This is a genomic window from Paenibacillus farraposensis (assembly GCF_020736845.1).
Classification (GTDB): domain Bacteria; phylum Bacillota; class Bacilli; order Paenibacillales; family Paenibacillaceae; genus Paenibacillus; species Paenibacillus farraposensis.
On the sequence record NZ_JAFFQR010000112.1, the window covers coordinates 896,510 to 916,847 of the forward strand.

22 protein-coding genes, 1 pseudogene and 1 riboswitch are annotated in these 20,338 nt (G+C 48.7%); of the genes and pseudogenes, 15 read left to right on the forward strand and 8 right to left on the reverse strand.

The genetic code is table 11. The annotated features are described in order from the left end of the window. Window positions 1-33: 33 nt before the first annotated feature. From JO375_RS22995 to JO375_RS23010, 4 genes are all read right to left on the reverse strand, one after another. Window positions 34-441, reverse strand: a complete 408-nt coding sequence (locus tag JO375_RS22995; protein ID WP_007429163.1) for a phage tail tube protein — start codon at window positions 439-441, stop codon at window positions 34-36. A 121-nt stretch (window positions 442-562) separates the two neighbouring features. Continuing rightward, a complete protein-coding gene (locus JO375_RS23000; RefSeq protein WP_229526638.1) occupies window positions 563-2,029 on the reverse strand; it encodes a phage tail sheath subtilisin-like domain-containing protein in 1,467 nt (488 codons plus the stop codon). A 2-nt stretch (window positions 2,030-2,031) separates the two neighbouring features. After that, window positions 2,032-2,250, reverse strand: coding sequence for a hypothetical protein (locus JO375_RS23005; protein WP_229526639.1), 219 nt, complete (start codon window positions 2,248-2,250; stop codon window positions 2,032-2,034). 10 nt (window positions 2,251-2,260) lie between these two features. Next, the gene (locus tag JO375_RS23010) at window positions 2,261-3,235 is read right to left on the reverse strand and encodes a hypothetical protein (RefSeq protein ID WP_229526640.1); all 975 of its coding nucleotides are present in this window, start codon (window positions 3,233-3,235) and stop codon (window positions 2,261-2,263) included. Window positions 3,236-3,720: 485 nt separating this feature from the next. Here JO375_RS23010 and JO375_RS23015 point away from each other — a divergent pair. Beyond that, window positions 3,721-3,816 (forward strand): annotated as a pseudogene (locus JO375_RS23015) (multicopper oxidase domain-containing protein); the annotation flags it as partial. 279 nt (window positions 3,817-4,095) lie between these two features. Here JO375_RS23015 and JO375_RS23020 read toward each other — a convergent pair. Beyond that, window positions 4,096-4,578 carry an ArpU family phage packaging/lysis transcriptional regulator gene (locus JO375_RS23020; protein WP_229526641.1) on the reverse strand — a complete coding sequence of 161 codons (483 nt, stop codon included), beginning with the start codon at window positions 4,576-4,578 and terminating at the stop codon, window positions 4,096-4,098. 278 nt (window positions 4,579-4,856) lie between these two features. On the opposite strand from JO375_RS23020, the gene JO375_RS23025 reads away from it, so the two are divergent. The 4 genes from JO375_RS23025 (at window position 4,857) to JO375_RS23040 (ending at window position 8,740) form a co-directional block, all read left to right on the forward strand. Next, window positions 4,857-5,336 (forward strand): helix-turn-helix domain-containing protein, encoded by a 480-nt coding sequence (locus JO375_RS23025; RefSeq protein WP_229526642.1) that lies wholly within the window; start codon window positions 4,857-4,859, stop codon window positions 5,334-5,336. A 4-nt stretch (window positions 5,337-5,340) separates the two neighbouring features. Beyond that, on the forward strand, window positions 5,341-5,781 hold the full coding sequence (locus tag JO375_RS23030; protein WP_229526643.1) for an ImmA/IrrE family metallo-endopeptidase: 441 nt from the start codon (window positions 5,341-5,343) through the stop codon (window positions 5,779-5,781). Between the two features lie 182 nt (window positions 5,782-5,963). Next, on the forward strand, window positions 5,964-7,874 hold the full coding sequence (locus JO375_RS23035) for a 5'-nucleotidase C-terminal domain-containing protein (RefSeq protein ID WP_229526644.1): 1,911 nt from the start codon (window positions 5,964-5,966) through the stop codon (window positions 7,872-7,874). A gap of 194 nt (window positions 7,875-8,068) precedes the next feature. Further along, entirely contained in the window at window positions 8,069-8,740 is a 672-nt protein-coding gene (locus JO375_RS23040; protein WP_229526645.1) for a 3'-5' exonuclease, read from the forward strand. A gap of 40 nt (window positions 8,741-8,780) precedes the next feature. Here JO375_RS23040 and JO375_RS23045 read toward each other — a convergent pair whose 3' ends face one another. Both JO375_RS23045 and JO375_RS23050 read right to left on the reverse strand, forming a co-directional pair. Continuing rightward, on the reverse strand, window positions 8,781-9,764 hold the full coding sequence (locus JO375_RS23045; RefSeq protein ID WP_229526646.1) for a helix-turn-helix transcriptional regulator: 984 nt from the start codon (window positions 9,762-9,764) through the stop codon (window positions 8,781-8,783). 98 nt (window positions 9,765-9,862) lie between these two features. Next, window positions 9,863-10,603: a hypothetical protein gene (locus JO375_RS23050; RefSeq protein ID WP_229526647.1), complete on the reverse strand. Its 741-nt coding sequence runs from the start codon at window positions 10,601-10,603 to the stop codon at window positions 9,863-9,865. A 673-nt stretch (window positions 10,604-11,276) separates the two neighbouring features. Here JO375_RS23050 and JO375_RS23055 point away from each other — a divergent pair. The 8 genes from JO375_RS23055 to JO375_RS23090 all read left to right on the forward strand — a co-directional run bounded on the left by JO375_RS23055 (window position 11,277) and on the right by JO375_RS23090 (window position 17,811). Then, complete coding sequence (locus tag JO375_RS23055; RefSeq protein WP_229526648.1) at window positions 11,277-11,717, forward strand: hypothetical protein; 441 nt, start codon at window positions 11,277-11,279, stop codon at window positions 11,715-11,717. A 25-nt stretch (window positions 11,718-11,742) separates the two neighbouring features. After that, the gene (locus tag JO375_RS23060) at window positions 11,743-12,447 is read left to right on the forward strand and encodes an AIM24 family protein (RefSeq protein WP_229526649.1); all 705 of its coding nucleotides are present in this window, start codon (window positions 11,743-11,745) and stop codon (window positions 12,445-12,447) included. An 88-nt stretch (window positions 12,448-12,535) separates the two neighbouring features. After that, window positions 12,536-12,579, forward strand: a riboswitch (PreQ1 riboswitch). A gap of 134 nt (window positions 12,580-12,713) precedes the next feature. Next, window positions 12,714-13,397: a 7-cyano-7-deazaguanine synthase QueC gene (gene queC / locus JO375_RS23065; protein WP_229526910.1), complete on the forward strand. Its 684-nt coding sequence runs from the start codon at window positions 12,714-12,716 to the stop codon at window positions 13,395-13,397. Continuing rightward, a complete protein-coding gene (queD, locus tag JO375_RS23070; RefSeq protein ID WP_229526650.1) occupies window positions 13,390-13,881 on the forward strand; it encodes a 6-carboxytetrahydropterin synthase QueD in 492 nt (163 codons plus the stop codon). The genes queC and queD overlap by 8 nt, the downstream gene beginning before the upstream one ends. Then, on the forward strand, window positions 13,874-14,752 hold the full coding sequence (gene queE, locus JO375_RS23075; protein ID WP_229526651.1) for a 7-carboxy-7-deazaguanine synthase QueE: 879 nt from the start codon (window positions 13,874-13,876) through the stop codon (window positions 14,750-14,752). The genes queD and queE overlap by 8 nt, the downstream gene beginning before the upstream one ends. A gap of 329 nt (window positions 14,753-15,081) precedes the next feature. Continuing rightward, window positions 15,082-15,579 carry a preQ(1) synthase gene (queF, locus tag JO375_RS23080; protein WP_229526652.1) on the forward strand — a complete coding sequence of 166 codons (498 nt, stop codon included), beginning with the start codon at window positions 15,082-15,084 and terminating at the stop codon, window positions 15,577-15,579. Between the two features lie 367 nt (window positions 15,580-15,946). Continuing rightward, window positions 15,947-17,215 (forward strand): MFS transporter, encoded by a 1,269-nt coding sequence (locus JO375_RS23085; RefSeq protein ID WP_229526653.1) that lies wholly within the window; start codon window positions 15,947-15,949, stop codon window positions 17,213-17,215. 77 nt (window positions 17,216-17,292) lie between these two features. Continuing rightward, window positions 17,293-17,811, forward strand: a complete 519-nt coding sequence (locus JO375_RS23090; RefSeq protein ID WP_229526654.1) for a GNAT family N-acetyltransferase — start codon at window positions 17,293-17,295, stop codon at window positions 17,809-17,811. Between the two features lie 56 nt (window positions 17,812-17,867). On the opposite strand, the gene JO375_RS23095 is transcribed toward JO375_RS23090, so the two are convergent. After that, entirely contained in the window at window positions 17,868-18,296 is a 429-nt protein-coding gene (locus JO375_RS23095; protein ID WP_229526911.1) for an Lrp/AsnC family transcriptional regulator, read from the reverse strand. 160 nt (window positions 18,297-18,456) lie between these two features. Here JO375_RS23095 and JO375_RS23100 point away from each other — a divergent pair, with 160 nt between their 5' ends. Together JO375_RS23100 and JO375_RS23105 are read left to right on the forward strand one after the other, a co-directional pair. Beyond that, window positions 18,457-19,209, forward strand: coding sequence for an MBL fold metallo-hydrolase (locus tag JO375_RS23100; RefSeq protein ID WP_229526655.1), 753 nt, complete (start codon window positions 18,457-18,459; stop codon window positions 19,207-19,209). Between the two features lie 134 nt (window positions 19,210-19,343). Then, the gene (locus JO375_RS23105) at window positions 19,344-20,243 is read left to right on the forward strand and encodes an SDR family oxidoreductase (RefSeq protein WP_229526656.1); all 900 of its coding nucleotides are present in this window, start codon (window positions 19,344-19,346) and stop codon (window positions 20,241-20,243) included. Window positions 20,244-20,338 lie beyond the last annotated feature (95 nt).

A 20,338-nucleotide genomic window follows, 5' to 3' on the forward strand; every position in this document is an offset into this window, starting at 1 on the left:
TGCCTGACAGCACCCCATCCCCCGTTTTTCAACTTAGTTCGCTACAATTGGATCAAGCAGCTCATAGCCTTCGAAGGTGAAGGTTGTTTCTTCCTGTACTTCCTCGCCTGCTGTCCAGTTGGCAAGCTGGATTTTGTCAGGAGTGCAACGGATGAGACGAATACTTTCATGTCCAAAGGCTTCAGGATCATCCAGTTTGGTAATAATCTCAAAACGGTTAAAGCCACGACGAATCATATCGGATGTGACCTTGTAGCCACTCATTGTGCCCGTCCCTTTTTTGATACCGCGCTTATGCACCTTCCACTCATTGCCCACGAGATTCAGCTCGCGTTTTTCCATTTCCACGCTGGCTTCCAGCTTATTGATATTCGTCTGCCACACCCCGTCCACATGCGCCTGACCATACGTACCTAAAATGACTCTTGAAGCATCCAACATTTCTTTTTCCTCCTCAAAATAATCCATAATATAGTTTGGGATTTACCAAAACCTCATAATTAAAAAACGAATTCAGTCTTGCTGAATTGCCGCACCATGCTTATGCACGTAAAATGTCTATTTATTGCACGTAAAATGTGCCGAACAGCTGCTCCATCACGTCGGTCAGCTTCACGTTCCATTGCAGGAACACTTGATCCGGCTCCGGTTTAATTACTGGAGCATCTCCGTAATAGGCCGGGTCGAGAATGACATCATAGCCATTCGGCTCGATCACGTTGCTCAAAGACAGCTGTGCCAGGTATTCTTTGATCGCACCGATGAGGGCCAGACGGCCTTCCACCGTATTGTTGATTTTGCCGATGTAAATCTCTTCGGCTGCACGCTGCAAGTCAGCATTAATCGCGTCCATGACACGGATGGAGCGGATTTTCTTCCATGCATTGTTTTGACCGGCAGCCGGGTTCACCAAGCTGTTGATCCCGCGCAGCGCTTTGACCTGACGACCGTCAAAGAACAACAGGAAAACCCCGTTACGGACAGCCTGCTCCTGTTCGGAACGGGTCCAGCGGCGGGTCACGTCCTCAAAAGGCGTAACCGCATACGTCGCGGATTGATTCAGACGCTGGCCTGCAATCAGTCCGGCTACATACGCAGCCGTTTGGGCGGAACTGTAATCTGTTCCGGCCAGACGCACACCTGTGCCGACGTTCACGATACCTTCGTGGTTCAGCACCAGGGAGCGCTCGGAGGCTACGCTGACAGCCGTTTTGGACACATCATCTGCTGCAGAACCGCCGAATACAGCGACTACGCCTTTGCCTTCGCTCCGGACACGCTTGATCCAGGCGGCAAAGCTTTGCAGCAATGCCATATCGGCTGCATAATCCAGCGCCAGTACATTAAATTCCTGTCCTTCAAGCGCTTCCTGCATGGAGATGTAATCGGCATTAACCAGTTTGCTATTACCGCTGTTGCCGCCAGCGAGGTGTACTCCGCTGACATCCGCCGGAATGCCGCCATTGCCGACAACCTCAGCTTTCACCCAGACGTTTCCGCTGTTTTTGTTGATGGCTTCAGCAATCGAAGCTGCCGTTCCGTCACTGCCTTTGTACGTACCCAGCAGCTTGGTTCCTTCATAAAGGCGCACTTCACGTGCCTGTTCGTCATCCAAAACGGGCTGTACAGTAACAGCAAAACCGTTACCGCGGCTACCTGTATACAAAGCCTGCAAACGCAGCACGTCTGTTGGTGTCTCGCCGTCGCTTTTCAGCGTCACGGATGCTTCCGCTGACGTATCATCTGCCAAACGGTAAGCGAGCAGTTTTTTCGGACCGCCCAGCAAAGCTAGATACAGTGTGGAATATGCTGTCGCACCGTCCTCACTGTCTCCTGAAAAGATTTGGCTAATGGCTGTTTCGCTGCCAATCTCTACAAATTCACGTACAGGGCCCCAATTGGCCTTGACGGGTACAACGACCGTACCGCGCGAGCCGCCTTGAATCGCTGAAGCTGCTGCCGCCTGAAAATTCATATACAAACCCGGCAATACCGGTTTATTCGTGTTTTCCCATGTTCCGCCTGCCATAATTAGTCCACCTTCGCTTTCATAAATTGTTCGATTTTAGTGTGTGCTTCTGCTACCGTGAACAGCTTGTCCTGTGCGCCAAAAAAGGCTCCGTCCAGCACTTCTTCTTTCACGGAAAACAGTGATTCCGCGTGTTCCTTGAGCTCCTCCAGCGTATAGCGGGGGCCTTCTGATTCCTGCCCGGGATTTACCGGGTTCTTCTCATGATTTTCCAAGGTCAATCGGACCTCCTCATTTCAAAATCGGATGAATTTCCACTCTGCGAATCAACGCCGCATCCTCAGCCGGGCGCATTCGCCGCTGTACCAGCGTTAGCTGGAGCTGGCCGTCCAACATCGCATCCACCTGTAAATCTGCCGATGCTTCGGCTGTCGTTATATAACGGCCCTGCCCCTGAGCCTGATCGAGCGGAAGCTGGATTTGAGCAGCAAAGCCCTCGACCAGCGCGGAGGCTGCGCAGTTCTCTTCAGCGCTGTCCGGGGCCATAATATGCCCGATGAACCGCTTGCGAAGCTCATACATGGAGGCTCCCGCCATCCGGGTCTCGCAGGCGCTTAAACGCCATAGAACCGCGTGCCGTCCCGGCTGTGCGGGCCATGTATCGGCGTATACCGTCCACGTCTCGCCCAACTGCTTTTGCGTCCAGCGGGTCAGGGCGGCCAGCCATTCATCCGGCTGGGCAGCACCGCTTGCCGGGACAGCCGAGTTCCCCTCCGTCTCAGGCACATACACGCCAAAACGCAGCGTTCTATAGGCCTTGCCCGTGACGGTGTCCAGCTTTTCTGCATCGCGCGCGCCCAAATAGTGCGGGGTAAAAATCGACGTGTCCTCACCTTGACCCGTCACTGATTGTCGGTGCAGTCCGGCAATCAGGGCATTCGCCCAGACATCGGCCTGCGCCAGTCCGGCTTGTCCTGCATACAGCTTGATGCGAACAACCTGCCGATAGCCGGCCCAGGAAGACTTCCAGATTTCCTCACCCAGCGCCATCACAGCATACGGCTCCTCTGCCGTCTGCGACGGTGGCTGAACGTCGTATACGCGCCCTTGCAGCGCCGGAACAATGTCAATGAGCTTTTGCTTAAAGGCTTGTCTCATCCTGCGGCATGCCGCCTTTGCGCATCCTGCACCCGCATGCTGTGACTGCTTAGCCAGGCTTTTCTCCACTTTCGTGCTCTCATCCGGCGCAGCCTCATACTCATGCATTGCAGCATCCCTTGCTTAGGCAACACGACTCCTCCTTTCTGTACGACAAATTCCCGGGAACCCGAAGAGACGATAACCGCATGAAAAAACCGGCCCTGATGGCCGGCTAACGTTTGACTGTGTGTGTCTTCGGTATGTCCTCTTGTCTTGATTCCCGATGATATAATCTTACACCCTAATAATGAATACGCTGACGGAGAAATGGACGATAAAAGCAGAGACTAGGGATGAAGTTAGGCGATATTTTGCGAACGAATGTTCCCATTGTTATAGCTGCGTTAAATCTCCATATCGATATTGCACAAAAAAATAACCGCACTTTATTCAATTTAGGCAGTGTTAGGCAACTGTACGGTTCGCATCTCTCCTACTCAACATAAGGCTATAATACATGTGGCCTGAGGGCATACGTCTTAGCCATGTTACTAATGCTGGGTAGGAGGAATACGCTATGCCGCTTAAGAAATTTGTAACCCCCAGGTCTTTTTGCTTGGCACTGTCATATTCTGGAGCACGAGGACTACGACATGATGAGGCCCATGAGAGTCGTCCGCGGCAAGGGAATCCCAAGAAGAAAATGATACGTTTTTTACAGAATCCTGAAGCTGTTCATTTGGACATAAAAAAACTGCACCTCCAGTTGTTAGTTATATCTAACAATTGGGGTGCAGTTCATTAAAAAGGCAGCCATGATGCAGTTCACGTCCAGAAGATATCGATTTATGAACTTGTAGTTCTTTCCTACACTTTGCGGTCGGTTTTTTAATCCAATACTGACAGTCGCTAGCGATCACTTCAATTGGGAGGAGAGCATCCTCATCTTATTCGACGCTGTGCTTCATACTCCTTGCTGCCCCGTGTTATTTACTAACCAGTTTTCGATCCGCGCCCTTCTGCAGGCTTGCCAGATTCAAAACGCCCTGATCCGCCAGCGCAAGCGCCATTTTGTAAAAAGCACGTGTGCGCAGCTTCGTATACGTATCCTTGCTAACCGGCGGGTCCAGAACATAATTGTATACCTTGTAATCGAACACATCGTCATCCTTTAAATAACGCTCACGGATGAGCAACTGCTCGCGTTCATTCAAGCGGCTGACTACAGCATCTACCATTTCGCAATAGGCCAGTCGGGCGGCAGGAGCATCTACATTATATACGGCTGTCCGGGCCGTCGGGTCGCTTGTCACATTGGTCGGGCCGTTTGGCCGATCCGTATAGCCAGCCGTAATAAAGCTTTCCCGGTCCATAAAGGTTATCGTTTTATAAATCCGGTACTTCTCAAACACGTTCTCCAATGCATTTTGCGTTTTACGACGATCCAATTCAGGCAAGTTATTGTTCATATAAGCAGCACTCCTTATCTTATGCCTTTTGTCAATGAAGTAATTTTTTAGCTTTCACAATTTCTATGTTTACATTTTGTTCGTATCTTGTTCGCATCTTGAGTATAACATAGCATTATTTAGGATTTCTATCCATCGTCAAAAAAAGCGGTATGATCCCAAAAACAGGATACTCGCTTTATTTTTCTATGCCTTTTGGCATATTACGTGCTTTTGCTCTTTACCTAATGGTATAATGGAACTAATTCATGATTCTATTTCAGAAAGGAGCCTCCTTTGTGGAACAGCCAGCATTCGGAACTTACTTAAAGCAGCAGCGCGAACAAAAACAATGGAGCATCAACCAATTGGCAGCTACCGCAGACATTAGCAACTCACAAATTTCCCGTATTGAAAATGGGCTCCGCGGCATTCCTAAACCCTCTACCCTCCGTAAAATAGCGGACGCACTCGACGTACCCTATACCGAAATGATGAAAGCCGCCGGATATTGGGGAGATGACCATTCAATAGAGCAGCCTTCACACGAATCCTCCCTTACTCCTGTGCCGGAATGGGCAACCTCCAAGGACCGCCGGGATTTCAAAAGAATGCTGGAAGAAGACGATGAATTAATGTTCGACGGCATTCCATTGGACGAGACGGACCGTCAGCGGATCAAGGATGTGTTAACAGGCCTGTTCTGGGAAGCCAAGCAAATGAACAAGCACAAGAAGCCCCAAAAGCCCCGGGGGGACAAAGATCAAGATAGCAGGTGAGCGTATGAACGAACTCATTCACAAACTCGTCCGAAAATACCGTACCAACTGTCCCTTTTTTATCGCCAAAGCTCTGGGTATCCATATCCGTTATTGTGATCTGGGTTCCACAACCAAAGGGCTGTATTACCACAAACTACGCAGAAGATTTATCGTCATCCACAATGGCCTTACACCGGAATGGGAACGGTTTGTCTGTGCGCATGAATTGGGACATGACCGGCTGCATAAAGGCATTAGCCGTTTTTTTATGGAAGAGCATTCCTACTTTGCCCCAGGCAAATTTGAACAGCAGGCCAATCGTTTTGCTGTACTTTTGCTAAGTAAAGGAAAACCGCCACAGGCTGACGAAACGCTGGAGCATTATTTACCCCGAATCGGGCTGCCCAAAGAGACTGCTCTTTTTTTTGATCACAACCAGAACACCAGTTCTAATCCCGGTTAACTGCCGCTTATGACTTGCTTCTTTAATATAGGTTATTTGACAACGGCTTTAACAACCAATCTATCAAAAAAAATTTGAGGTTCTGATCTAAAACAGGAGTTATTCTTACAATCTTCTGATAAAATGTGGACGTAAACGGTTTCTCTAATTCATTCATTTTTATGGGAGGTTGAAGGAACAATATGAATTCATGGAAAAAAATCTCGTCGCTCTTGACGACCGCCGCACTTCTGTTCGGATGTCTCGGTACAGCAGCAGCGGACCCGGCAACCAATGCGGGAACGGCTACGGCTTCTGTCAGCGGTAAGCACATCACCATCCTACATACAAATGATACCCATGCCCATGTGGTCGCAAGCGACAAGGAAATGGGCTTTGCCAAGCTGGCAGGCATCATTGACCAGTACCGCGCTTCCAATCCCAATACATTGCTGCTGGATGATGGGGATACTGTTCATGGAACGACTTTTGCTACTTTGGTCAACGGTGAGAGTATTGTCAAAGTAATCAACAAGCTGCACTATGATGCAATGGTTCCGGGCAACCATGAGTTCAATTATGGATGGAAGCATCTGGTTGAGCTGAGCAAGGGGATTCAATTCCCCGTACTGAGTGCCAACATAAAGCAAACGGACGGAAAACGTTTGTTCGAGCCCTATGTTATTAAAGAAGTAGATGGCGTCAAAATCGGCATTATCGGCCTGACTACGCCTGAAACAGCATATAAGACCAATCCCAAAAATGTGGAGGGAATTCAATTTACCGATCCTGCGGCTGAAGCCAAAGCGGCTGTAGACGAAATCCGCAGCAAAGTAGATGTCGTCGTCGTACTCGGTCATCTGGGACAGGATGCATCCAGCAAGGGCACCAGCCTCAAGGTCGTCAAGGAAGTGCCCGGCATTGATATTTTCATCGATGGACACAGCCATACCGTACTCGAAAAGGGTCTGGCCGCTGACAATGGCACATTGATCGCCAGCGCAGGTGAATACACCAAGTATCTGGGTGTTGTGGATTTATGGGTCGACGGCGGCAAGGTGATCCAAAAGCAAGCCAAGCTGATTGATTCGACCCAGGCAGCGGGCGTTAAGCCCAACGCTGACATTGCTGCATTGATCGCCTCCATCCAAAAAGACCAGGAGTCTATTCTTAAAGAGGTTGTAATTCAAACGAGTGTGGATCTGGAAGGAGCCCGCGAAAAGGTGCGTGCAAGCGAAACGAATCTCGGAGACCTGCTCACCGATGCGATGCGTGATGTTACGGGAGCAGACGCAGCTTTAACGAACGGCGGCGGCATCCGTGCTTCCATCAAGGCGGGAACGGTAACCAAGGGAGACATCATCACCGTGCTGCCTTTCGGGAATCAGATCGTTACCCTGAAAGTGAAAGGCTCTGACATTCAGGCAGCGCTTGAGAACGGCACAGCCTCCTATCCGGAGCCAAGCGGAGGTTTTCCGCAGGTATCAGGCATCTCGTTTAAAATAGATACATCCGCAGCCAAAGGAAGTCGCGTTCATTCCGTTCTGATTGGCGGAAAAGCGCTTGATCCCGAGGCGACGTACACACTGGCTACCAATGACTTTACTGCTGTAGGCGGCGACCAATATACCATGTTCGCCAAATATCCGCAGGCAGGTATGTTCGGATCGCTCGACGAGGCATTAATCCGCTATATGCAAAATGTGGGTTCCGCCAGCCTGAAAGTACAAGCAGACGGTCGCATTCAAGAGGCCAAGGCAGACGGGAATGCCTCTGTCCCGGCCACACAGCCTGTATCATCTGCGCCAACGGCAACACCTGCACCGACACCAGTTCCTGCCCCTGTGCAGGAAAAGCCGCAAGCCGTCTCTACTCCGGCTGCCAAACCGTTCCCGGCGAAACCGGCACCGGCAAAAACACAAGCGGCCAAGCCACAGCAGGCATCAGCTCCAGCACAAGCTGCCAATAGCCATGTGTATGTTGTAAAATCCGGGGATACGTTATATGACATTTCCCGCAAACACGGCATCACCTGGCAACAGCTGCAAAAGCTGAACAAGTTAAAAAATCCTCACCGCATTTATCCGGGGCAAAAGCTGAACCTCCCGGCCTAAATCAATAGGATGTCAGAAGATTTGAAGCATGCGATCGTCCAAGCTCACTTGGACATCGCATATTTTTTATAAAGCAAACCTTTTAACCGCTGACAAGTTGTGGACCGAGAGGTATGATGGAGGAGAGCCATTCGGGCAGAGACATCGTCCCGGTAAGCATCGGGATTAGTTAGGTGTGTGGAAGGAGTCCAGAAATGCAGTACATTATTTATGATCTTGAATTTACCGTTAGCCGTAACGCCAGATATTCCTCCGAAATCATAGATATCGGTGCTGTCAAGGTCGTTCAGGGAGACGATGGTCTATACGTTGCAGATACGTTTCACAGTTTTGTAAGACCCTCCAATCGACCTGTACTGTCTACAGATACCGTTCAATTCACAGGCATTACCCAGCGAGACATTGATGCTGCCCCACTCTTCCCTGAAGCGGTGAAGCAATTTATTGCCTGGCTCGTTACGGATTCACCTTATTATTTGTGTGCATGGGGGCCGGATGATCGGCAAAAGCTGGTGTCCCACTGTCGTACCCACCATGTAGATCTTGGATGGATTCATAATACGAATGATATACAGAAACAAATCTCCCGTTTACTTGGCTCAGGCGGCAAATACCGTCAGTTGAGCCTGTCTCAGGCGCTGGAATTGTGCAACATTGACTTTGACGGCCAACAGCATCGTGCACTGGACGATGCCCTGAACACCGCACAGGTATTTATGTACCTTTTTGATCGTATTACATTGGCAAATAACGCTGCGGACGATGAGGAAAGCCTGGGCTCGAAGCTCGTATACTCCTCGCCGGAGGAAAACCAAGAGCAATACAGTCCATTTGGCAATCTTGCCAACCTGTTTAAGGACCGTTAAGCGGATAGCTCCCCGGCCCGTTCGGGGGGATCTCCTCCTTTTATTCTTGATTCCCTGCCTTTTTATCGAAATAAAATGCTCCCCACTTCCGCAGTATTTCCTGCATTCGCTGGCGGTACCGCAAAGGCTCCAGAATTTCAGCCTCTGCTCCATACGTGGTGAGCCAATCCAGAAATTCACGGTCATGATTGACCGTCACCTCAAACAACAAACTTCCATCCGGCAAATCCTTGAGAGAAGGCTTGACGAATAATTCCTCCTCTTTGACACGATATACAGATTCGGCAGAAAACCGCACCTTGAATCGAATATTTTGATTTCCTTTGGCAACCGACCAGGTTCCTTTAAAAAACGTTTCCATCTCTGTTGTATTTTTTTGAAAGGTATACGGTAAAATTCTCATATTGCGGAAGCGGCTGATCCGAAAGGTTCTCATGGCAGATTGCTTGTGACAAAAACCAAGCATATAAAACCGCCGATCTTGCGGCACCAAGCAATAAGGATCTACCTGAACCAGTGAGACATCTTCGTTTTGAGGCGAGCTGTATTCCGCTTCAATAGTCTGCTGCATAAGACTTGCCAAAACAATCAGCCTGAGCAGATAGGGCTGGTTTTCCCGATCAAGTGTCGAGCCGAGCCGGATGATATTTTTCATCTCCTGCGCGAAGCTCGTCTGGTCTATCTTTTTTTTCTGACTTGAGGCCATCACCTTCTCATAGGCACTTTCAAAAGCCGGCGGCAAAAGAGGCTTTACCGTTTCCATAATATCCCCCAACTTGGCAAATGCCTGTGCCTCTTCTTCCGTCCAGTTCAGAGGATACAAAGCAAAATTACCAATAAAAATGTACCCTTTGCCATGTCCCATATTCGTAATCGGAATATGCATAGCACTTAGCGCCTCCATATCTCGGTAGATGGTACGTTCTGATGTTTCACAACGTTCGGCAAGCTCTCTTGCCAAAATCCCCGGATTTGCCTGAACAATAGTAATTATCCGCATTAAACGTATCAACCGATCAGTCAAGGAAGTCTCTCCTTTACAAAAAGATAGTAAATTAGACTCACTATGTTACATAAATAAACTAACAAAATTGCCCATTCATACTATTAATTTCATTAAACTTATACATCGTCCTCTGACATCAATGAATCAAAAAGGACCTTTTGACTATGAATCATAAATGACCCAAAAGTCCTACTCCATTTATTACGCAGAGTTAGCAGTAACTCAGCTTCCTCCAGGTAATTCATGTCTTCTGTTCTTGCTGCACGTATAAGCAATTCATCTGCTTGTCTGTTAAGTATAAGCGAGCCTCGCTCATGCTCACCTTTCTCGTACATACGCAATGCCTTTTTTACAATCAGAGGCGTCTCATTCAGCTTTATGTATTTTTCCACCACCGTATGGGGTGGAACGCTCAGCAGTCCAAGATGATGCGTATAATTGATGTAAAGCTGATCCGTCCGGATCAGCTTTCGCCTTTCCTGGGATGGCTTGCGCCAGCTCCACTCTATCAATCCAACGGGATGTCTTCCGGACGGGTGAGCGGGTATAGAGAACGTCAAGATAGCCTGTTTATATTTTCCCCGCCGCACATCTCCACAGTGAACCAGCATGCGCTCTCCGTCTTCCGAGCGTTTGAAGCCGAGTCTCACCCCTTCGACTTTTAGCAGACTTACCCCATTTTCCGGGATGAACTGAAGTTGAAGGTCACACCCCGCTGTTTTGGGTATTTGATTCCCTTTTCTTTTACGAATAGCTCCATAGCCCCATTCTATCAGTAGATTTGCTTGGTCGGACCCATTAGCAGATATAGACTCTTTGTCCCACGTGTATGTTACATTAACCATAGACTTTACCACTGGTAATTTCCCCCTAAAAGAACATGTAACTCTAAATTAACAGTGTTATCTGACACTATATTGTCAGGGAACATACGTTTGTTTGTGAAAATTATACATGGTAATCTTTATAAGATGGGGACTGAATTGCCAAATAACATTTTAACCCATTTGAATTGCATCAATGCACAAAAATAGCCCGGCTTATGCCAGGCTACCATATAGTCTGCTCTCGTATTATAAATTACGAAATTGCAGATTTTGTTAAAGGGACATTCGTTTTTGTGCAATTATCGGTCTTTGGCGCAAAAGTAGTACTATCCAATATGAGTTCTTTCGATAATGGTTTTCCATTGACCGTGATTCTTAAAATCTTATAATCCTGCTCTCTCTCGTTCATCTTTCAAGTCTCCTTCTATTTCTCTCTTCCTTATGAGATTCGTATTTTACACTGATCAAATATGAAAAGCTTTTGGAACATTCGGCGGAAAATATCCCGACATACGAATGCTTCCTTGATATACCCCTATTTAAGGTACACTTATAATATATATCGACTTTTTAAGACGCATTTTTCCGCAACTATTGACCCTTTTTTCTAAAATCTGCATCCTAATTATGATCATGTACGTAACCATGAGTAGTGATGTGCAACCATCCAACATCTTAGTGTATTAAAAGGAGGGAACATCTCTTGGCACACCATACTTATCGCCTTGCTTTCTACAGCCGTGTTGTCTGCGCTGTTATTGCGCTTCTGTTTATTTTTGGGGGAGCTCGTGTGCCCGGAGCATATGCTTCCTATTGGGACGATGTATATCAAGGCTTTGAACAATTTTCCCGATTGCCCAGCGATGTATATCAGCTCAAGGAAAGTTATCGACAAACTCAGGATGAGCTGCAAAAGCCCCGCAGCAGCATAGAAGCCTATCAAGAACAAAATGCCGGGCTGCTGGAGCAAAACCGTAGGCTGACTGACACGGTTACGGAGCTAAAAAATCTTCAAACCCAGCGCGATCAGACCTCACACCGAAATAAGGTGCTTGTAATCACGGCTGTCATCCTGCTGGCTGGTTATTTTGTAGGTACCCGCCTGCTGCGTTACGGGATGCGCCGACGTTCGGGAAGATACTAATTGTCTGAAAGGATGAAACGTCTGAATGGACATACAAGCAGGCCAACACCATGATGAAAGCGTCGGTTCGGTTGTAGCGATTAACCTGGCAGAAGGGGAAAAGCTGCATGTTCTGCATCCGCAGCAAATTATCGCTTACCGTGGCCCCAGCTCAGGCCGCAGTGATAAGCTGATGAATATAAAAGGCATGTATCGCAAGCACAAACTGATTCAGGCCGATTTCACCGGGGCTTGCCGTCTGATTGCCGCCCTTCCACCCGGCTTTAGCCTGAAAATGGTTGAGCTTCAAGGAGGCGACGATCTGTTGTACGATTTTCGCAATCTGTTCTGGTACAGCTCAGGCATCCATATGCGTACCAGGCTGCTGAGCATGAAAAACATGCTGTTCACCCGCGACGTCATTAAAATGAAATTTGACGGTGTAGGTCAAATTGGTCTATTGACTCAGGGATGGGTATGCCAGGAACAGCTTCATCCGGCAGAGCCAATATATATCGACGCGAGTAGCGTGATTGCTTACCCTGAAAACGCCAAGCTGGAGTTGACCGTGTACGGTAACCATCTGGCCAGCCAGCATATGAATTATCATTTTAAAATGACCGGACAGGGTAGCGTGCTGTTTCACGCCGGCGAACACCATCGACGCCTCCAACAGGATATGAACGACGATGGCGTAATCAAACGATTTTTAAGGGAAGTTATTCCCTTTGGCGGAGTGTTTATCAAATAGCTCTGCCATGCTATAATGGCAATGCTATCAGTAAAACAGTTGGTCCCCTGCGGCCGACATTATAATGAAGAAAATCCATGCGTCATGCATGGGAGAGGTTCGCGAACTCCCTCTATAAAAAACTAACGATGCTTTGTCCTCCGCATGTACAACGACTCACGGGGCAAGGCCTGTTTTTTGTTGAAGCTGGTTCAAGAACTCTCTTTCTTCCAAGTGACAAGGGCGCTGTGTCTGCCACCATTCCAAGAAGATTGAGAGGTTTTTTTATGTTTACCAACGAAAAAGCGATCGTCGTATTCAGCGGCGGTCAAGACAGCACCACCTGTTTATATTGGGCGAACCAACATTTTGCCGAAGTAGAAACGGTGACGTTTGATTACGGTCAACGCCACAAGCAGGAAATCGAAGTAGCCGCCGGAATTGCCCGCGAGCTGGGTGTTCCGCAAACGGTGCTCGATATGAGCCTGCTCAATCAGCTAGCTCCTAATGCCCTCACACGTACTGACATTGATATTACGCAACAGGAAGGCGAATTGCCGAGTACATTTGTAGACGGCCGCAACCTGCTGTTCCTGAGCTTCGCGGCAGTTCTCGCCAAGCAAAAAGGAGCACGCCACATCATTACTGGCGTTTGCGAGACCGATTTCAGCGGTTATCCCGACTGCCGGGATTCTTTTGTCAAATCGCTGAACGTCACACTCAATCTTTCGATGGACTATCCCTTTGTTATTCATACTCCGCTCATGTGGCTAAATAAGGCTGAAACCTGGAAAATGGCCGATGAGCTGGGAGCCTTTGAATTTGTCAGAGCCCGTACATTAACGTGCTATAACGGCGTTATTGGCGATGGCTGTGGCGAATGTCCTGCCTGCCAGCTTCGCCGCGCTGGACTGGAGCAATATCTCGCGGTTCGCGAAGCCTCGTCTCAAGGAGCGGAAGGCCATGCGTGAGCCAGGTACCTTTCGCATTGTCGACAAGCTCCAGCAGTTCGGGACAGACATTGAACGCTCCCAGCTGCGCTATCACCGCAAGCGCGTATTGGTCAGCAAGCAATTTACGTTTGATGCAGCACATCATTTGCACTGCTATGAAGGCAAGTGCAAAAACCTGCACGGACATACCTATATTGTCGTTTTTGGCATAAGCGGCATACCGGACGAGACTGGTCTGACGATGGATTTTGGCGATATTAAAACGATCTGGAAAGAGCGGATTGAGCCTTATTTGGATCACCGCTATCTGAATGAGACACTGCCGCCAATGAACACAACTGCGGAAAATATGGTCGTCTGGATCTTTGAGCAAATGGAGTCCGCCCTAACCTCGGATGCATACCGTTCCCGTGTGGAAGGTGGACGCACCGAATTTGTGCGGCTGTTCGAGACACCTACCAGCTACGCCGAATTCCGACGGGAGTGGATGCAGGATGAATAATACCGTGACTGCTCACCATACAGCCACGTCGTCACGCAGGACCAAAACGGCTCCCATCCCCGTACTGGAGGTGTTTGGTCCCACCGTTCAGGGCGAAGGCATGGTCATTGGGCGCAAAACGATGTTTGTTCGTACCGCAGGCTGTGATTACCATTGCTCGTGGTGTGATTCTGCCTTTACTTGGGACGGCAGCGCCAAGGATCAAATCCGCCGCCTGAGTGCCACAGACATCTGGCAGGAGCTGAAGGCCATCGGCGGCGAGCGCTTTGCGCATGTGACCCTTTCCGGAGGCAATCCTGCCCTGCTGCCACAGCTTGGGGAGCTGATCACCCTGCTGCGTAGCCAAGGCATTGCTACCGCCGTCGAAACCCAAGGCTCCCGCTGGCAGAATTGGCTGTACGATATCGACGAGGTGACCTTATCCCCCAAGCCGCCCAGTTCAGGCATGGCGACCAACTGGGATGTGCTGGATGATATCGTTGCCCGTCTGACGAATCGGAAGACTGCTGATTGGAAGACGGTTGGAGAGTCCTCGTCAGCGTCCAACGTCCCAACCGCAATGTGTGCGAAGGAACCCGCTAATGAATCTGTAATGTTCTACTCAGGAGCTTGCAGCTTGAAGATCGTCATATTCGATGATACCGATCTCGCATATGCGCGCACCATTCACGAGCGCTACCCACATGTACCGCTGTTCCTCCAGACCGGCAATCCAGATGTGAACACCGAGAACACCGGACAGATCGCAGAGTCTCTTTTGCATCGTTATGAATGGCTTATCGACCGTGTCATGGATGATTCCCGGCTGAACAACGTTAGAGTACTTCCGCAGCTCCACACCCTGGTATGGGGCAACAAACGCGGCGTATAACATTTATATGCAATATATTCCGTAGAGGCTGTATGTGATACACAAGATGCTTGTAATTCGTCGAAGCACTCCTTCACTATCCAGGTTACAAAACAAGAGAAACCCTCGTCCGAGAGGACGGGGTTGGTCAACAAGAACTCGCTCCCTTTATACAGGAGCGAGCACTATTCACTTTTACTCACCATCATGTAAAAAGAGCAGGGACTTTATGGTGTTGACGGCGATCGGAGGCTCAAATCCTACGCGGAGCATCACCTAACCGAACCTCTACCACCATAACTCCCTGCCTCTTTTACCAAATTAACCAAACTTAAGGAGCCTCACCTAACATGACCGGAAGAAAACCCGAAGAAATGACCGACGTTACCCTGCTTGGCAATAAAGGCACACAATACACCTTTGCCTATGATCCTGCCATTCTCGAAAGCTTCGATAATAAACACCCGTACCGCGATTATTTTGTAAAATTCAATTGTCCGGAGTTTACCAGCCTGTGCCCGATTACAGGACAGCCTGATTTTGCTACGATCTACATCAGCTACATTCCTGATATTAAAATGGTAGAAAGTAAATCTCTCAAGCTGTACCTGTTCAGCTTCCGCAACCATGGCGATTTCCATGAGGACTGCGTCAACATCATCATGAATGACCTGATCAAGCTGATGGACCCGCGTTATATCGAAGTGTGGGGCAAGTTTACGCCGCGCGGCGGCATCTCCATAGACCCATACACAAACTACGGCAAACCGGGGACCAAATATGAGCAAATGGCCGAACATCGCATGATAAATCATGATATGTACCCGGAGACGGTGGATAACCGTTAAGCTCATATCTCTTCTGACATAGCATAAATACCAAGGGGGTGTCCTAAAAGTCATAAAATGGCTTAAAGGCAGCCCCTTCGTCGTTTTGCGAGTACTCTATCAAGCACGACCCGTAGTCTATATACGCGTAAAATTGTAGGTTTGATTTTTTGTATTACATGTTTAGATTCTGACGCGCAAATTAAACAATATGATATAAAATAATATCAAAATGCCCCCGCTTGCCATTAAATCAAGCAATGACGAGTATGCAGCCGAATGGGCTAGCAGCACCGAGTAAAGATAGGCTTTATTCCACTTTCAGCCATTTGCTGCAAACGGATCGCTTCCTATATCTTAAAATGTACATACATCACCGGAGGTTGCTATGACTACTAAATCTGCAGCAAAAAAAGAAACGGGCCAATCGCTCCCGCTGCAGGGACCGCAAGCGAAAGGCACCGTTTTTGCGATTCTGATTGCCATCAGTTTCGTTCATCTATTCAATGACTCGATTCAATCGGTCATTCCTGCGATCTTTCCGATCTTGAAGGAATCTATGAACCTGAACTACACGCAGATCGGCTGGGTTTCATTCGCCATTAATTTTACTGCTTCGATCATGCAGCCGGTCATTGGCTTGTTTTCGGACAAAAGACCTACGCCTGCTATCCTGCCCATCGGTATGGGCTTTACGCTCACAGGCATGCTGCTGCTGGCTTATGCCCCAGACTATAAAGCGGTGCTGCTGGCGGTTATCTTCGTCGGCCTTGGCTCAGCGGCTTTTCACCCGGAAGGCTCGCGGGTATCGCATATGGCGGCCGGAACCCGCCGCGGACTGGCCCAATCCATCTTCCAGGTCGGCGGCAATGCAGGGCAATCGCTGGCACCGATGCTTACGAGCTGGATTTTTATCCCGCTGGGGCAATTCGGCGCGATCTGGTTCACAGGCGTTGCTGCAGCCGGAATTGTGGTGCAGTCGTTCATCGCCCGCTGGTACGGTAACATGCTGCGTATAGAAGGCATTATTCGTAAAAAAACGGCCGCGCGCCGCATAAAACCCGAAGCACGCAAACGCATTATGTTTGCGATGATTGTGCTTATTATACTGGTATTTGTCCGTTCATGGTATTCAACCTCGATCGGAAGCTACTATTCGTTCTACCTGATGGAAGTGTTTAAAATGTCACTGGCTGATGCACAGCTGTACATCTTCCTGTTCCTCGGAGCTGGGGCAGTGGGTACTTTCTTTGGCGGACCGCTGTCGGACCTTTTTGGTAAACGGAATATGATTTTCCTGTCCATGGTATTGGCCGCGCCTCTTGCACTGTTGCTGCCTTATGCTAACCAATTCTGGACTGCGATCCTGCTGCCGATTATCGGGTTTATTATGCTGTCGAGCTTCTCGATTACCGTTGTATACGCGCAAATGCTCGTCCCCGGCAAAATCGGAACGGTGTCCGGTCTGATCACGGGTCTCGCTTTTGGTCTTGGCGGAGTAGGAGCGCTGGTACTCGGCAAGTGGATTGACAAAGTAGGCATCACGAACATCATGTTCCTGTGCGGCTTCTTGCCGCTGCTCGGCATGTTGACCTTTCTGCTTCCTACAGATAAAACCTTGAACCGTTGGGCCGAAGAAAATGGGGCTGAGGTGTAAGAGGCCAGCGTGTGGCGGCCATCCCGGCCGCCGTACCTTATAGTATGTTAAAAACACGCATAGATTGGAGCTTATCGATGAATAAATCCAAATGCAGCTCACAGGCGGTTTCTGCCACTGTTGTAGAGCTTGCACCTTACCATTGTAAGCATGATGCCATTTTGCATACGTTTTATCTGCCTGAGGATCAGCGGCAGTTTACAGGAATGCCGGATGAAATGCTGGCACTGGCCAAGCAGGACCCGCACCGTTATCCTGTCGTCATTACCGCTAACGGAAGAGCAGTTGGATTTTTCATTTTATACGATGGAGAAGATCTAGCGGACTATGCGAATGCTTCCGAGGCTCTGCTGCTCCGTGCCTTCTCTATTCATTATGCAGATCAAGGACAAGGATACGCTAAACACGGGTTGCTTCAACTGCCCCAATATATCTCCAAACATTTCCCAAATGTTCGCGAAATCGTACTGGGTGTCAATGCGCGCAACCTGCCTGCTCAAAATCTCTATCTCACATGCGGCTTTCAAGATAAGGGTGACACCAGGATGGGACCTTACGGATTGCAGCATATTTTAAAAATGAGCCTGCATTACTAACCACTATGCGTCCTCTCCAAACCAAAAGCTCCCGGTGCTGGCAACGGAAGCTTTTATCATTCGATTTCTCCTAACGAAAAGCTTAGTCTGTAATTGCCGTACTGCGTCAATTCATCCAGCATGGCATTGAGCTCTGACTGTGATGACAAGCGCAAGCGCATCCAGTAGCAGCCCTCCCCACTGACCCGATGAATTTCAACAATATAGGGATGCTTCCGTGCGAAATCCAGGAAAGCACTATGAACGGTTCCCGAATTCAAAAATACCGTAATAAAGGCATGAATGGTCTGCCCAATTTTTTCAGGGTTCCAGCGTAGCGTATAGCCTTCGATGATGCCTGCATCCTCCATCTTTCGAACACGCGCTCCTACCGCTTGACCTGTAAGATGAACGAGCAGACCAATCTCCTTGTGCGACAAAGAGCTGTCCTCAATCAGATGATGAAGAATACGCAGATCGATCTCATCGGGCACCAATAGTTCCATAGCCATTTTCCTTTCATCATGAAACGAGAATTCTTGTTTTCCTTTCATTAGACCATAGCCTGAATCTTTTGCGTCAGATATGATTGTAACAGAAACAACGAACTGTCGAATATATCCGGCTAAAAAATTCTTTCAATTATACAAAAGGAGCTATCAATATATGAAAATCACACTGATTCGCAATGCAACCCTTTGGCTGGAATATGGTGGAGTAAAATTTCTGATCGACCCGATGCTGAGCGAACCTGGCATAAATCCGCCTGTTCCGAATACGGCGAATGACCGTCGCAATCCGCTGGTTCCCTTGCCGCCACAATGGGAAACGCTTGGACAGCCAGATGCTGTTATCGTTACGCATTTGCACCTGGATCATTGGGACCCGGCAGCAGTGCAATGGCTGGACAAGCATATTCCTGTCTTCTGTCAGCCCGGCAATGAAGAACAGATTGCTGCTGACGGTTTTACACAGGTTAATCCGATTTGGGTGGTTGGGTCTATGGGAGAAATCGAGATTATCCGCACAACCGGACATCATGGTACCGGAGAAATCGGGGAACAGATGGGACCCGTATCAGGCTTTGTGTTTCAAGGTCCAGATGAACCTGTCGTCTATTTGGCCGGGGATACCATCTGGTGCAGTGAAGTCGCGGAAACACTCGACGAATACCGTCCTGACTGGACGATTGTGAATGCTGGAGGAGCCCGGTTTACGGCGGGTGATCCCATTATTATGACTGCCCAGGATGTAATAAAGGTAGCGCAGCATGCTCCTTATACACAAGTCGTGGCTGTTCACATGGAAGCCATCAATCATTGTCTGCTGACTCGCTCCGAGCTTGCGGAACATATCAACCGTGAAGGTTTGGAAGATCGTGTCCATATTCCGGCAGATGGAGCGACGATTTCGGCATAATTTGCAGTTTGCGGTTTGAACACGACTTGCAGTTAGTGAAGAATACCTGCATACAAGGGGGGCTTCCCTGAGTCACCGTTTGCGCCCATTTTGAATATATTGGATTTCAAAACGCCTAAAGAAGGAGATTAACAATGAATTGGCAGTATCCTAATTACGGTACAGAAACCCAATGTAAAGAAGTTCCGATTGCTTTTCCTCCCCAGCATCAGTACAGACAGCCTGGGCTGGAATATCTGATGGTTCCACGCCCTATTTTTGATAATCCAAAATATATCGGCACTGGAAAGCTTCAGGATCGGGTTGCAATTATTAGCGGCGGCGATAGCGGTATTGGCCGTGCGGTGGCGGTGGCTTTTGCCAAAGAAGGAGCCGACCTGGTCATTGCCTATCTCGATGAACATCGGGATGCGATGGAAACCCGCGATGTGATTCACAAGCTCGGCAGACGCTGTTTGTTAATTCCGGGCGATTTGAGGCAAAAAAGCAATTGCTGTCTGGTGGTCCAAAAAACAATGGAAGCCTTCGGACGTATCGACATCCTTATTAATAACATGGGGGTTCAGTTTGTACGCGAATCCTATCTGGATATCAGCGAGCAACAGCTTCGTGATACGTTTGATACGAATATTATTTCCTTCTTTTATATGACATCAGCAGCACTGCCGTATATGCGGGCTGGAGCCAGCATTGTTAATACGGCTTCGGTTACAGCATATGTCGGGCAAAAGAATTTGATCGACTATGCATCCACCAAAGGTGCGATTGTGAGTTTTACCCGCGCTCTGGCTAATAATCTGGTCGATCAATGCATTCGCGTGAACGCCATTGCTCCCGGTCCTATCTGGACTCCGTTGAATGCCGCCACACAATCACCGGAAGCGATCCGCATCTTCGGCACCAATACACCGATGAAGCGTGCCGGGCAGCCTTATGAGTTGGCCCCAGCCTATGTGCTGCTGGCTTCGGATGACGGCTCCTTTATTACAGGCCAAACGCTGCATGTCAATGGCGGGCAAATGGTAACCACTTAGACAGATACAATAACTGTCCAACGCTTAAACATAAGGAACCCCCAGTATCCACCTTAGAAGTGGGACTGGAGGTTCCTTGTTGGTTATACGCGATC

What these genes read in the sequence shown, in the direction of transcription:
- JO375_RS22995 (WP_007429163.1), bottom strand. Translation starts at nt 441, where the DNA reads ATGTTGGATGCTTCAAGAGTCATTTTAGGTACGTATGGTCAGGCGCAT.
- JO375_RS23000 (WP_229526638.1), bottom strand. Translation starts at nt 2,029, where the DNA reads ATGGCAGGCGGAACATGGGAAAACACGAATAAACCGGTATTGCCGGGT.
- JO375_RS23010 (WP_229526640.1), bottom strand. Translation starts at nt 3,235, where the DNA reads ATGCATGAGTATGAGGCTGCGCCGGATGAGAGCACGAAAGTGGAGAAA.
- JO375_RS23020 (WP_229526641.1), bottom strand. Translation starts at nt 4,578, where the DNA reads ATGAACAATAACTTGCCTGAATTGGATCGTCGTAAAACGCAAAATGCA.
- JO375_RS23030 (WP_229526643.1), top strand. Translation starts at nt 5,341, where the DNA reads ATGAACGAACTCATTCACAAACTCGTCCGAAAATACCGTACCAACTGT.
- JO375_RS23035 (WP_229526644.1), top strand. Translation starts at nt 5,964, where the DNA reads ATGAATTCATGGAAAAAAATCTCGTCGCTCTTGACGACCGCCGCACTT.
- JO375_RS23040 (WP_229526645.1), top strand. Translation starts at nt 8,069, where the DNA reads ATGCAGTACATTATTTATGATCTTGAATTTACCGTTAGCCGTAACGCC.
- JO375_RS23060 (WP_229526649.1), top strand. Translation starts at nt 11,743, where the DNA reads ATGGACATACAAGCAGGCCAACACCATGATGAAAGCGTCGGTTCGGTT.
- queC (WP_229526910.1), top strand. Translation starts at nt 12,714, where the DNA reads ATGTTTACCAACGAAAAAGCGATCGTCGTATTCAGCGGCGGTCAAGAC.
- queD (WP_229526650.1), top strand. Translation starts at nt 13,390, where the DNA reads ATGCGTGAGCCAGGTACCTTTCGCATTGTCGACAAGCTCCAGCAGTTC.
- queE (WP_229526651.1), top strand. Translation starts at nt 13,874, where the DNA reads ATGAATAATACCGTGACTGCTCACCATACAGCCACGTCGTCACGCAGG.
- queF (WP_229526652.1), top strand. Translation starts at nt 15,082, where the DNA reads ATGACCGGAAGAAAACCCGAAGAAATGACCGACGTTACCCTGCTTGGC.
- JO375_RS23085 (WP_229526653.1), top strand. Translation starts at nt 15,947, where the DNA reads ATGACTACTAAATCTGCAGCAAAAAAAGAAACGGGCCAATCGCTCCCG.
- JO375_RS23090 (WP_229526654.1), top strand. Translation starts at nt 17,293, where the DNA reads ATGAATAAATCCAAATGCAGCTCACAGGCGGTTTCTGCCACTGTTGTA.
- JO375_RS23095 (WP_229526911.1), bottom strand. Translation starts at nt 18,296, where the DNA reads ATGGAACTATTGGTGCCCGATGAGATCGATCTGCGTATTCTTCATCAT.
- JO375_RS23100 (WP_229526655.1), top strand. Translation starts at nt 18,457, where the DNA reads ATGAAAATCACACTGATTCGCAATGCAACCCTTTGGCTGGAATATGGT.
- JO375_RS23105 (WP_229526656.1), top strand. Translation starts at nt 19,344, where the DNA reads ATGAATTGGCAGTATCCTAATTACGGTACAGAAACCCAATGTAAAGAA.